14 protein-coding genes and 1 pseudogene are annotated in these 12203 nt (G+C 38.3%); 4 read left to right on the forward strand and 11 right to left on the reverse strand.

Features of this window, described 5'->3' with window-relative positions; translation table 11 throughout:
• Positions 1-193 (reverse strand): annotated as a pseudogene (locus Q0F90_RS03880) (peptidase); the annotation flags it as partial.
• A 159-nt stretch (positions 194-352) separates the two neighbouring features.
• Between Q0F90_RS03880 and fliB the strand changes: the two are divergent.
• On the forward strand, positions 353-1255 hold the full coding sequence (fliB, locus tag Q0F90_RS03885; protein ID WP_296003524.1) for a flagellin lysine-N-methylase: 903 nt from the start codon (positions 353-355) through the stop codon (positions 1253-1255).
• A 34-nt stretch (positions 1256-1289) separates the two neighbouring features.
• On the opposite strand, the gene Q0F90_RS03890 is transcribed toward fliB, so the two are convergent.
• The 8 genes from Q0F90_RS03890 to Q0F90_RS03925 all read right to left on the reverse strand — a co-directional run bounded on the left by Q0F90_RS03890 (position 1290) and on the right by Q0F90_RS03925 (position 7397).
• Complete coding sequence (locus tag Q0F90_RS03890; RefSeq protein ID WP_296003526.1) at positions 1290-1898, reverse strand: hypothetical protein; 609 nt, start codon at positions 1896-1898, stop codon at positions 1290-1292.
• A 150-nt stretch (positions 1899-2048) separates the two neighbouring features.
• Positions 2049-2678, reverse strand: a complete 630-nt coding sequence (locus Q0F90_RS03895; RefSeq protein WP_296003528.1) for a hypothetical protein — start codon at positions 2676-2678, stop codon at positions 2049-2051.
• A 15-nt stretch (positions 2679-2693) separates the two neighbouring features.
• Positions 2694-3377, reverse strand: coding sequence for a hypothetical protein (locus Q0F90_RS03900; RefSeq protein ID WP_296003530.1), 684 nt, complete (start codon positions 3375-3377; stop codon positions 2694-2696).
• A 182-nt stretch (positions 3378-3559) separates the two neighbouring features.
• Positions 3560-4231 (reverse strand): hypothetical protein, encoded by a 672-nt coding sequence (locus tag Q0F90_RS03905; protein ID WP_296003533.1) that lies wholly within the window; start codon positions 4229-4231, stop codon positions 3560-3562.
• A gap of 51 nt (positions 4232-4282) precedes the next feature.
• A complete protein-coding gene (locus tag Q0F90_RS03910) occupies positions 4283-4993 on the reverse strand; it encodes a hypothetical protein (protein WP_296003535.1) in 711 nt (236 codons plus the stop codon).
• Between the two features lie 172 nt (positions 4994-5165).
• Complete coding sequence (locus Q0F90_RS03915; protein ID WP_296003537.1) at positions 5166-5735, reverse strand: hypothetical protein; 570 nt, start codon at positions 5733-5735, stop codon at positions 5166-5168.
• A gap of 10 nt (positions 5736-5745) precedes the next feature.
• A complete protein-coding gene (gene fic, locus Q0F90_RS03920) occupies positions 5746-6351 on the reverse strand; it encodes a protein adenylyltransferase Fic (protein ID WP_296003539.1) in 606 nt (201 codons plus the stop codon).
• A gap of 140 nt (positions 6352-6491) precedes the next feature.
• Positions 6492-7397, reverse strand: coding sequence for a metal ABC transporter solute-binding protein, Zn/Mn family (locus tag Q0F90_RS03925; protein WP_296003541.1), 906 nt, complete (start codon positions 7395-7397; stop codon positions 6492-6494).
• Positions 7398-7544: 147 nt separating this feature from the next.
• Here Q0F90_RS03925 and Q0F90_RS03930 point away from each other — a divergent pair, with 147 nt between their 5' ends.
• From Q0F90_RS03930 to Q0F90_RS03940, 3 genes are all read left to right on the forward strand, one after another.
• Positions 7545-8342 carry a metal ABC transporter ATP-binding protein gene (locus Q0F90_RS03930; RefSeq protein ID WP_296003544.1) on the forward strand — a complete coding sequence of 266 codons (798 nt, stop codon included), beginning with the start codon at positions 7545-7547 and terminating at the stop codon, positions 8340-8342.
• A complete protein-coding gene (locus tag Q0F90_RS03935; protein ID WP_009351827.1) occupies positions 8335-9153 on the forward strand; it encodes a metal ABC transporter permease in 819 nt (272 codons plus the stop codon). Before Q0F90_RS03930 ends, Q0F90_RS03935 begins: the two co-directional genes overlap by 8 nt.
• A 129-nt stretch (positions 9154-9282) precedes the next feature.
• Positions 9283-9690 (forward strand): Fur family transcriptional regulator, encoded by a 408-nt coding sequence (locus Q0F90_RS03940; protein ID WP_296003545.1) that lies wholly within the window; start codon positions 9283-9285, stop codon positions 9688-9690.
• A gap of 91 nt (positions 9691-9781) precedes the next feature.
• Here the strand turns inward: Q0F90_RS03940 and Q0F90_RS03945 are convergent, their stop codons facing one another.
• Positions 9782-11122, reverse strand: a complete 1341-nt coding sequence (locus Q0F90_RS03945) for an anaerobic C4-dicarboxylate transporter (RefSeq protein ID WP_105081548.1) — start codon at positions 11120-11122, stop codon at positions 9782-9784.
• Between the two features lie 216 nt (positions 11123-11338).
• A partial coding sequence (locus Q0F90_RS03950) for an aspartate aminotransferase family protein (RefSeq protein WP_296003546.1) occupies positions 11339-12203 on the reverse strand: 865 nt, incomplete at its 5' end.

Raw genomic sequence — 12203 nt, forward strand, 5'->3', positions numbered from 1 at the left:
TAATAACCGCATTAGGATGATTTTGAATGAATGCATTTAATAAACCATTAGCACCGACAATCGCAGCATGGTTGCCATCAACAACTGCAACAGTTGGTTCAACAGCCACTAAAGGGGCGGCACTCGCGTTAGGCATACCAAACACTGCTGCCAACGCCAATACAAGGCTACCTTTTATAAATAATGATTTCATAGGCTCCTCCATCTCTCAAACAGGACCATACTGTATATATACAATTATACACTAAATCGATGGAGTATATGAATCTTTATTTATATTATTAGTGCATGGGCCCACGCCCTATGATACAATGCACGTAGAATAATTTTTGTAACTACAAGTGAGTCGACTATGATTTCAATTTATCCTACTATATATCACGAATTTCAGTGCAAAGCTGATCGCTGTGAAAATACATGTTGCCAGCTGTGGACCATCGATATCGATGAACCGACGGTCGAGCGCTATCATACTATGACTGGACCTCTTGGTGAAAGCTTGCGCCAAGCGATTACTGTTGATGATGAAGGCAGCCATTTTGTGTTCTCTAAAGAACAACCTATGTGCCCTTTGCTCAATGAACAGGGACTCTGCAAAGTAGTCCTCGAATTAGGTGAAGAAGGCCTTTGCGATACCTGTCATATGCACCCTCGCTTTTATAAATATATCGAAGACCTGGAGCTATGCGGTGTTGGTTTATCCTGTGAGGCTTCCGTAGAACTCCTAGCCCAAGATTGTACTAATAGGGATTTAGTTTTTACCATCGAAGATGACGATAATGAATTCGGTCCTGATGAACGTCTAAGGCTGGAAAATGTGTTTCAACTATTAGCCTTTGATTTAGAGCCTACTCTATTTCAATATACACCAAGCCCTAATGTAGAATATTATGAACAGCTATTAAATCTCTACAAGACTACGGAACCTATTGATGAGGCTTGGACTGCACAGGTCAATGCATTATCTAATAATATAAACCAGGTCGTTACAGCTGTTAAAAACTATGTACAGCAACAGGATATGAGCCTTTTTAATAAGGTCTACCAATATATTTTATATCGCCAAATCGATATGCTAGCAGACTATACCTTAGAAACTATCGTCGATTATGCGAAGGATGGCACGGAATACATGCTTATGACTAGTGCCATAGAAGGTAAGACACTAAAACAAATTGCTCGATGGTCACAACAAATCGAATACGATGAAGATAATGTAGAGCTATTATTAAGCACGAAAAAACCTCCTAGATAATGCTAGGAGGTTTTATTATACTTACTCATTCTATTTACGCAAAGAGTATACGCATAATCCAGTTATATAAAAGGTTGATAATAAATAAGACCACATAAACGGCCCCTACTGTAAGAGGCTCTACATTCATAAGACGAGATAAAAGCATAACTGCTACGTAAATAACGGCCCCCACATAGGCTAACGCCAATGGAACTAAGAGAACCATCAAGACAGGAGCAAGATAGATACAAATAATAGATACTAAGATTAATGCTAATCCCAATACCCCTGTATACCCTTCTATATAGGCTGTTCCCATTAATACTTGTTTGAAGTCAAACTCTCGATCCAGAAGCACACTCAGTAGTTTCCATAATATAAAACTACCTACAAACCAATAAATACCCAGACCAATGACCTCACGAATGATGGAAAATATACCATATACGGCAGGTATAAAGCCTAACAGAAAGCCTCCAAAAGCGACGACCAAAGGCAATAATACAATGCCTAAGGCAAAGCCTAACATATGAGTAGCGCACCATCCGGTAAGCCCTGCTTTGATACCCTTCTCTAACGTACCAAACCAGAAAATTTCATCTATCCCCTTCTTTGGTGAACGCACCAATAAGGATATCTCTCGTAAAAATGTCGTGTCCATAACTAACTCCGCTCTCAACTACACTCTAAAGTTAATTATATCATAAATCTTTAGTTTTAAATTATATATAATTAATTTTAATATAAATTAAAACATAAAAAAACCGCAAGACTTTCATCTTACGGTTATATAGCGCTATATGTAATCTGCTTACTTAAGCAAAGTATGGAAAAATCGAATCCAGTGAGGTAAAACGGATACGGACAGTAAGGCCACAATGAACATTACAATATAGGTCTTAACAATGCCAAGGCCTACGTAGCGTCGCATGAGTTGAGCTGCGATAAATACAGCATAATACTGACTAAACATGGTAACTAAATAGGCTATATCTGCCACGTATTTTTGTTGTGATATGGCGAATAAAATAAGACCTATAATATGAACAAACACTAATACAACTGTACGAAGTGCGTTTGTATAGGCTAATCCATAAGTATAATTTCGAAGCACCCCACTATAAGTACCCTTACCACCTAATAAAATGAGTAGCCGCCATATAACAAAGGCGCCTATTAAGATCTGAACAATCAAGAATGACGAATTTGCTAAAGCACTGACCATATCAAAATGTGCAAAGCCTGTCATACGTTTGATACCAAGCATTGGTGCTATTGCTTTCACCAACAACGGCAGCGCAAAAGTCATTCCGTATAAAACAATAGTCGAGACCACTAGATTAGTCAGTGCTCGTACTATAGTGCCGTATGCAAGAATATTTTGAAAGGATTGATCACTCAGCTTTGTAAACAAGTGCAATATATCCTTATACCAATTCATAGATACTCCTTATATTTATCGAGTCAACATATAAAGACCTTCACATAATAGTGACACCAGAATGGCTACTAACATTACACTCAAGCCTTCATAGATAGTTCCGTTAATGCACGCCCCGGTAATACGTCCCATCGTTTGTAACAGCAACACCGTACTTAATACACAAAGAACAATCATACAGAATCCAATAACAGCTTGTAGCAATAATGGCACAGTTGTAAGAATTAACATGATACCTGCTGTAAATGTATATAAAGCAACTACCAGTTGAGCAAAGGCCATCATATGCAATACGCCAGTTGCTATAGAACGGACGTAAAACTTACGCTTTTGTACCATGGCATAACCAACAATGATCCCCGCCATAAGAATGCCTTTTACAATTACCCAAACCAAACGGCCTGCATTCCAAAACTCTCTCGGCTTTCCTAGCTGTTCAAAGAAAACTTGTATTTCATGTTGACCAACGGGAAGCGCTAACAGCTGCCACTTCACTAATAAGGAAGAATTGCGAATAAACGCTCGTATAGCATCTATATATACACCTTCACCAACGATGGTGAATTGATAGCATACAAGTGACAATAATAGCATCCCTATTAATTGCCCATAAGCAACATCAAAGTGATACATGCGTGGACTTTTTTCTTCAATGGGGTTTAATAAGCGATACATAAACTCTACTAAACCAACCATCATATCGCTCACCACCTTTTACACAACAAGAATAAGCACCACCCAATTTGGATGATGCGGCACACAACACAAGGATCACAAATTTAAATAATAAGTTTATTTTTAATTCATTTTCTGTTCATCATTATAACACAAAAGCAAGGTACATTCATACCTTGCTTTCATTATTTTTTATAACTATTTAATTATCTGGAACTAGCAAGTGCAATTATAGCGAACAAGCTTAAAATAACAATTACTGGAATTAAACTTGTAAGAAAAGAAATTCCAAAAGTAGCTGAACGGGATTTATTAATTTGACGACTTAACATTGTTAAGCATACCCAAAATGTAAAGATTGCAAATGCAATTGAAGCAAATACAAACATAGTCATCCATGCAATGCCTATTACAGTAGGATCAGGATTAAATCCTAGCACCACTAAAAATGGTACTGACAGTAATAAGACTCCAATGAAATATGCTAGCCCCATAATATGGTTATAAGCTTGTTCATACCACATGATTTTCAATACAGATTCATAGGTAGTATGAGCATCAAACTTGTTAGCCACCCAAGAGAAAATAGCAGAATAAATCGCAATACCGATAAAAGCAAAGATCAACCCAACTGCAAGGCCCAAAATGCCAACACCAGATAGCGCTGCCGCACCGGTGAGCGCAACATCAAGTTTATCTGCAAATATCATACTTACAAGAGCGGGTAGGATATTTGAAAATACGAAGGACACCAATGCAAACGCTACAGTAGCATAGAAGCCTTTTTTACAAGAACCATGCTCTACAATTTGTGGAATGCCACGTTTAAAAGGAGCTATCATAAGCGCCCATATATCTGAATACCATGTTGTTTCCATAAAAATCTCCAAAATATATTTCTAATACACATACAATCTAAACATGGCTATTTAAAATAGGCCACTAGGATATCTTAAACTCATTACTGTATAAATAATAAATGCAGTAAGAGACATTATTATAATAAAAGGAATTAACCCAGCTAATAGACTAATACCAAAGGTTGAGAGTTTAGGTTTCTTAATTTGTTGACTTAACAAATTAAGACTTACCCACCAAGTCCAAAGAGAAATGACCAGTAGCACAAGGAAAGATAAGACCATAAAGACTAATACAGGTTGATAAAAATCGAATGGCTCCCCTAGTCTCACAAAACCATAGATAAATAAAAGAATATAAACCGGCGTTATCAAAAGGCCCCAAATAAGTGCTATGAGCTGTCCATAGGCATAAGAGTACCAGTTAACCTTCAATACATCTTGCATCGTAGTATGAGCATCAAATTTATTAGCCACCCAAGAAACTAAATACGCATTAAGTGCTAATCCTAAAAAGGTAAAGAATAAATTGAACGCTATTTGAATGGCAACACCACCATTGGCACTCATCACAATAATACGACCGAACTCAGTATGATGTAGCTGCATAATAGATATAATAATAGCCGGTACAAAGGTTGATAATACTGATCCTCCTACACTCACTGCAGCTGCTGCATAAAAGCCTTTCATACAAGATCCGGACTCAACAATCTGCGGAATACCGCTCTTGAATGGAGATAGTAAAAGTTCTCTAAAATCCGAATACCACGTTGTTTCCATATGCCCTCCTTCAAACGTAAACAACACACATATATTTTTCTCATTGTATCACAAGATACTTTTAAAATAAATATAAATTTATTATAAATCTAATATTTAAATGATTAGGTAAATAAAAAAGTTGATAGATACCTAAAAAGGAACCTATCAACCTCTAGTGTCATATGTTCAACTAAATTATGCCAGAAAATACTAGTTGTAGTATACCGATAAGAAAACTAATAAAGTAATAAACAATACCTGTTAACCAAGGGCTAAGATTAAATTGCTTGGACATCAAAAGGGCCATAATAATAACATTAATCCATTCCAAATAATTTAGTCCATAGGATCCAGATTGGGTTGATACATTTAAAAGAACAGTGGTAGGAATAATGATTAAAGCAGCGGCCAAATGTATCCAGCTATTTAAGGTATGTGTTAGTAGCATATCTGCTACTAATTGCTTAAATGTTCCTGTACCTTTAAAGACTTTAAAAATTACATACAATAAGCCGGACATTAACAAAACCATAGTAACACTACCAACTAAAAAGCCGATAATATCACTTACAGTAAAGTCAAGCGGACTAATAACCTGCCATAGCGTACTTTCATAAAAAGAACTTTTAGGAAAGATTGCTTTTAGCAAATGTAACCCTAAATCAGTTATAATAGCCGATCCGATAGCTAGCAATAACATATTCTTTATAGTTACTAAATGCATCCATTTTTCTATATAAGGACCAAATAAACCATTCATAATATATACCTTATAAATCCTCACTCTTAAATAATTGATATCCTTCAAAATAATAACTATGATCAAGGCCCTTCATAAATAATGCCCGATTGTTAATATCATTTGTAAGTGCTTTTGCAAGAACAGTTTTTATTTCTAAGTCATTTACTGGACTTCGCTCCATAGCAGATAAATATTGCTCTTTATCAACTTGACTCCAATCAATGATCTTTTGTAACTCTGTACATAGCATATGATCAAGCCATAAGCGCATACTCCGCCCATTACCCTCTCTAAAAGGGTGGGCTACATTCATTTCAACATACTTTTCTACAATTTCATCAAAAGTAGATTGTGGCATACTTTCAATGGTTTTAACTGCTTCAGCAAGATACATAACAGGAACAAAGCGGAAGTTTCCTTTAGCAATATTTACACGTCGCAGTTCACCTGCAAAATCGTATATATCTTGAAATAATATAGTATGGATTCTTTGCAAGGTAGTCCACGTACCACTAGGTAGATTATTAAGTAAATTCTCTTCAAACAGTGTAGCGGCCGCTTTTTTACTAATTCGTTCTTCTTCTCTAGCCAACGTTGGGGAATCGGTAATCCCCAATTTATTAGTGATAACCATGTTGGACCTCCTTTTTATTTATTTTCATTATATATATTATACTATAGGTACGAAATTTATAGATATTACAACTTTAAAGATTGGAAACACTGAGTAGAACTATAAAAGCAGCCCTTAAAAGGGCTGCTTTATCATTTATCTTATTTCAAAGATTCTGCAATTTTTGTAAGGTTTTCGTCCATACGTTGTAGGTATGTTTTATCGTCTTCTTTGCTTTCGATAGTGTAAATAGTTTCTACCTTAGCACCTACTTCTTTTGCTAAAGTTTTGGATACTTCTGGGCTAGCCATTTCTTCTGCAAAGATAGTAGTGATGTTATTTTCTTTAACGTATTCGATGAGTTTCGCTAATTGCGCTGCATTTGGTTCGCCTTCAGCAAATACATCTTCTACGCTGTTTTGTTCCAAACCAAAGTCACGGCTTAAGTAAGCAAATGCCGCATGGCCTGTAACGAAGTTTTTATGAGGAGCTTTAGCGAATTGCTCTTCATATTTTTTAATCATTGCATCTAGTTTACCAACGTATTCAGTGTAGTTCTTTTCGTAGTAATCCTTGTTCGCTGGGTCAGCTTTTACAAGTGCATCTTTGATGTTTTTCACTTCAATTTTAGCATCTTTTAAAGATAACCATGCGTGAGGATCTTCTGCACCATGTTCTTTAATTTCTTCAGGATCAGTATTTTTAATCGCTTCAACGCCGTTAGTAGCTACAACAGTTACAAGCTTGTCATTTTTAGCTGCTTCAATAGCTTGTTGTGCCCAAGGCTCCATCCCAAAGCCGTTATAAACGAATACTTGAGCTGTTGCCAATTGTTTCATATTTTCTGGTTTCAACTCGAAATCATGAGGCTCAACGCCATCTGGAATAATAGTAGATACCTCTACCTTGTCACCGCCAATAGCCTTTGCGAATTCAGCCATCGCATTAAAACTTGTTACCACTTGGATCTTTTTACTTGCCTGTTCCTTAGGTGCATCATTGCCACAGCCTGCAAATAGTGCGGCCATCATAATGCCTACAACTAACAAAACCAGTTTCTTGACCATCGTAGTCCTCCTTTTGTTAATCCTGAACGCTATGCCTTCACAGAATATTTCCCATTCTTTAGTTGCAGTTGCGACTCAGTTGCATTTGTAATATAGTTATAGTATAAACTTACTTAAAATTTTGTCAATTAGAAATGTGGTTTTTATATGTTATCCATAGAACACCTTTACTTTTCCTATCAAGGTCAGCCACCCTATGTATTAAATGACCTTAATCTACATATTCACAGCGGTGACTATATATCCATTGTTGGGGACAATGGGTCTGGTAAAAGTACCCTTCTCCGCCTTATGTTAGGTTTTCTTACACCTGTAAAAGGCTCTATCAAACTAGATAGCAACAACATTCGCTATGTATCACAGAAAAATGATTTCTCCCATGCAGGCTTTCCTATTACGGTAAAAGAAATCCTCGATTCTTACCGTAAGCTTTTAAAAATAAAAGATAAAAACGAAGTCAATCGTGTATTAGAGCTCACTCATATGACGGACTTTAAAGACAGATTGATTAGCAAACTGTCCGGCGGCCAAGCACAGCGCGTATCTATCGCGCGTGCCCTCATCGGCAGCCCCGACCTCATCATCCTTGATGAGCCATCCACTGGCATCGACAGAAAAAGCCAAGAAGGCATCTACGCCCTACTTTGCGATTTAAACCAACAACATCATATTACGATAATCTCTGTTGAACATAACCTTGAAATGGCCATCGCTAATTCTACCAATATCTACCATATTGCAAATGGTCATGGCCACCTTTGCTCACCTGAGCAATATGCTAGTGAAATTATGCACAGCACGGGGCGTAACCCTATGGATCATAAAAATTGTGCTTGTTTCACAGATGTAACGACTCAGGCTCAGGCTCAGGCTCAGGCTCAGGCTCAGGCTCAGGCTCAGGCTCAGGCCGATGATACGACAACTGAGGAGGTGCGCCATGTTTAGTTATGATTTCATGCAAAATGCCTTCTTTGTAGCCATATGCATTTCCCTACTCTGTCCATGCATCGGTATCTTTATGGTTCTACGCCGGTCTAGTATGATTGGCGACACCATGAGCCATGCATCCCTTGCAGGTATTACGCTAGGCTTATTAACTAGCACCAACCCAATATTGGGGGCCTTTATCTTTACTGCTATCTGTGGTGCCCTTATCGAGTTTTTGCGGAAATACTTCTCCCATCATCTCGATCTAATTCTTACCATTATCTTATCCCTCAGTATTGGTACAGCCATTACCCTCATTAGTTCTGGCAAGCTGAAAGCTAACGCTAATGTATTTTTCTTTGGTAGCATCCTAACGGTAAATGCAGCTGACATGATTAGCATCGCAGTGCTTACAATTCTGTCTGTACTCACCTTATATTTCTTATATAACTCCTTACTCTACATCGCTTACGATGAAGAGGCAGCCCGCGTAGCAGGTGTTAAGGTCGATTTCATTAACTATATCTTTGCTATCTTAATGGCTGCGGCCGTATCTATTTCTATTAAAATCGTTGGTGTCCTCGTATTAAGTGCTATGATTGCCTTACCGGTAGCATCGGCACTACAATTAGAAAAAGGTTTTAGGACGACTTTACTATGCTCCATCGGATTTAGTTTACTCGCCATGATTATTGGTCTATTCGGATCCTACTACCTTAACGTAGCACCTGGTGGCTTCGTGTCGTTAACATCGGTAGGGATACTACTAGTAGTATTAGTCATCAAGAATATTCGAGCCATCATTAGACGTATGCAATTTAGCAAATAAATAAATATAATCATCAATGCATAGATAGCTGTTTTATTAGCAAAATAAGGTACTATTCTTTTAAAAAATAAATTATCTACTTATACTTGTATAGCATGTTTAGTATTAAAACAGAATCGAAAGAGAGTTATGAATGCAACAACTTGGCCAGAAGGCATAAAAAAGACCAAACAGCGCGAAGCCATTTGGTCAGTATTAACAACTACAGATAAACCGATTACTGCTATGGAAATCGCAGAGCGATTAGGTGATGGTAGCACCACATGGATGTCTACCATCTACCGCACTCTTGAATTATTAGAAACAAAAGATATTGTTACCCGTACAACACTCATGGGCAGTGACATGGCATATTATGAGATTACACCTCATACACACCGACACTATGCAGTATGCACAAATTGTGGTACTATGGTGCCACTTCATACGTGCCCCGTTGTAGAAATGCCGCAAGAACTAACAGAAGTGGGCTTTACAGTGACAGAACATCATTTGGAAATAGCGGGAATCTGTAAAAAGTGTAAAAAGGAAAAATAATTATATCTGAACACAAAAGGACGTAACTTTAAAGTTACGTCCTTTTGTGTTTTTAATATGTTTTGTATTAGCCTTATTTAGCTTTCACCAATTACAACATCAATGGAGCTACTACGAAGCCAAGTGCTACTGCGATAGCAATGGATAGTACGCCAGGGATGAAGAACGGATGGTTAAATACGAGTTTACCGATTCGTGTTGAGCCGGTATCGTCCATTTGTACAGCCCCCAAGAGTGTTGGGTATGTAGGCAATACGAAGAGTGCAGATACGGCTGCGAAGGAAGCGATAATAATGTATACGGATCCTGGGTTCTCTGGAGTAATGCCGAGAGCTAAAATTACAGCTGGTACCAACGCTTGTGTAGTTGCCGCTTGGCTATACAACAATGTGCTGGCAAAGAAGAATGCTACGGCTAACAAGAATGGATATGCCGTTACCATGCTAGAAGCAAGGGCTTTAATTTCAGGAATATGACCTTTTACGAAAGTATCACCCAACCATGCTACACCGAGTACGCAGACACATGCGGATAAACCGGATTTGAATGTGCTAGTGTTAACAAGTTGTGCTGTATCAATCTTACAGAAGTAAGTGATAGCTGCTGCAATAATCATCATGAAGCCGATGATAGCATCATTTCGACCAAAGATAACTGGTTTTACAAGACCAATGTTTTTGGAGATTGCCGTTGCATAGAATACGATACAAATAATACCAATCAAGAAAATCAATACAGAAGTTTTCGCACCTGGTTTTAAAGCGAAATCTGTATTTTTTTCACGAGGCGGTGCCACATGACCAGCTGCCAAACGTTCTTGGTAAACTGGATCAGAAGACAAGTCATTATTCGCAAAGGTAGACATGATAAACGCTGTGATCATAACCGCTACGAATGTTGTGGAAATACAGATGGCAAGCAATGTTGGATAGTTTACGCCATATGGCTCAAGGAAGCCACTCATTGCAACAACTGCGGCGGATACTGGGCTCGCTGTAATACCGATTTGACTCGCTACAACGGCGATGGATAATGGTACAGACGGCTTAATGTTTTCACTTTTCGCCACCTCTACAATTACAGGAATCATAGAGAATGCTGTATGACCAGTACCTGCTAATAAAGTTAAGAAATACGTTACTGTTGGTGCTAAATAGTTGATGTGTTTAGGGTTTTTACGCAAAATATTTTCCGCAATACGTACTAAATAATCAAGACCACCAGCTAACTGTAAGGCACAAATGGCTGCGATAGCAGACATGATGATGAGAATTACATCCCAAGGAATCTGACCAGGGAACATACCCATACCAAGGCTTAACAATACAACCCCAAGGCCGCCAGCGTAACCGATGCCCATACCACCTAGGCGAACACCGAGGAAGATGGCACCAAATAAAATAAGAACTTGCATAATTACATAAATGTCCATACGATGACCTCCTTTATACATATATAGTAACATAGATATTCTAAATAATCATCGGATTTTGAGAATGTATAGAATATATTTTAAAATTTTCATGAAAATATCGAATTTTTTACATAAAAAAGCTACACCCAATTCCTTTAAACATTAGTAAAAGACAATCGGTGTAGCTTTTGAGTATATTATTGTACCTAAAATTAAACTATTAATACTTTTGTATTACAAAATTATGGGACGTAAATCTTCCAGCAAGCCCTCTTCTTCGGTAGCACGTTGGATGCTTTCACCAACGATACGAACCATATCCTCTAGCTGTTCCACAGTGGACGCCAATGGAGGCATGAGAATAACTACATCGCCGATAGGACGGCAGATAAGGCCTTGTTCACGAGCAAGGATAGCTACCTTTGCACCAACCGCATCATTTGGACGATATGCTTCGTGGGTAGCCACGTCTTTTTCAAGCTCAATGCCTACGATGAGGCCCCGTTGACGAACCTCTTTAACATGCTTCAAGGACTTAATCGGTTCTAAGGCCTTTGTGAAAGCTTCCACTTTCGCAGGCAATTGATCAATCACCTTTTCATCCCGGAATACTTTCAAAGAAGCCAATGCAACGGCACACGCCAATGCATTTCCCGTATAGGAGTGACCATGATAGAAGGTTTTCTTTTCTTCAAAAGTGCCAAGGAATGCATCAAACACCCGTTTTGTAGTCAACGTCGCCGCTAGCGGCATATAACCGCCAGTAATACCTTTAGACAAGGTCATGAAGTCTGGAGATACCCCTTCGTGTTCGCACGCAAAGAATTTACCGGTACGGCCAAAGCCGGTCGCTACTTCGTCTACGATGAGGAATACATCGTGTTGTGCAGTCAATTCACGAACGCGTTTTAAATAGCCATGAGGCATTACGAGCATGCCTGCCGCAGCTTGTACGAGTGGCTCCATAACGAGAGCTGTAATTTCATCGCCTTCTTCGTTAAGGATACGCTCTAATTCAGCCAAGGACTCTTCAAAGGCTTTATCTCGATCTGCTACATCAGCGTACACACCAGGACTTGGCAAAGTTAATGGTTTGAAT

The organism is uncultured Veillonella sp. (assembly GCF_934190855.1).
Taxonomy (GTDB): Bacteria; Bacillota; Negativicutes; order Veillonellales; family Veillonellaceae; genus Veillonella.

Bases quoted from the DNA above. Each gene is read 5' to 3' on its own strand.
- fliB (WP_296003524.1), top strand. From the start codon at position 353: ATGATTTCAATTTATCCTACTATATATCACGAATTTCAGTGCAAAGCT.
- Q0F90_RS03890 (WP_296003526.1), bottom strand. From the start codon at position 1,898: ATGGACACGACATTTTTACGAGAGATATCCTTATTGGTGCGTTCACCA.
- Q0F90_RS03895 (WP_296003528.1), bottom strand. From the start codon at position 2,678: ATGAATTGGTATAAGGATATATTGCACTTGTTTACAAAGCTGAGTGAT.
- Q0F90_RS03900 (WP_296003530.1), bottom strand. From the start codon at position 3,377: ATGATGGTTGGTTTAGTAGAGTTTATGTATCGCTTATTAAACCCCATT.
- Q0F90_RS03905 (WP_296003533.1), bottom strand. From the start codon at position 4,231: ATGGAAACAACATGGTATTCAGATATATGGGCGCTTATGATAGCTCCT.
- Q0F90_RS03910 (WP_296003535.1), bottom strand. From the start codon at position 4,993: ATGGAAACAACGTGGTATTCGGATTTTAGAGAACTTTTACTATCTCCA.
- Q0F90_RS03915 (WP_296003537.1), bottom strand. From the start codon at position 5,735: ATGAATGGTTTATTTGGTCCTTATATAGAAAAATGGATGCATTTAGTA.
- fic (WP_296003539.1), bottom strand. From the start codon at position 6,351: ATGGTTATCACTAATAAATTGGGGATTACCGATTCCCCAACGTTGGCT.
- Q0F90_RS03925 (WP_296003541.1), bottom strand. From the start codon at position 7,397: ATGGTCAAGAAACTGGTTTTGTTAGTTGTAGGCATTATGATGGCCGCA.
- Q0F90_RS03930 (WP_296003544.1), top strand. From the start codon at position 7,545: ATGTTATCCATAGAACACCTTTACTTTTCCTATCAAGGTCAGCCACCC.
- Q0F90_RS03935 (WP_009351827.1), top strand. From the start codon at position 8,335: ATGTTTAGTTATGATTTCATGCAAAATGCCTTCTTTGTAGCCATATGC.
- Q0F90_RS03940 (WP_296003545.1), top strand. From the start codon at position 9,283: ATGAATGCAACAACTTGGCCAGAAGGCATAAAAAAGACCAAACAGCGC.
- Q0F90_RS03945 (WP_105081548.1), bottom strand. From the start codon at position 11,122: ATGGACATTTATGTAATTATGCAAGTTCTTATTTTATTTGGTGCCATC.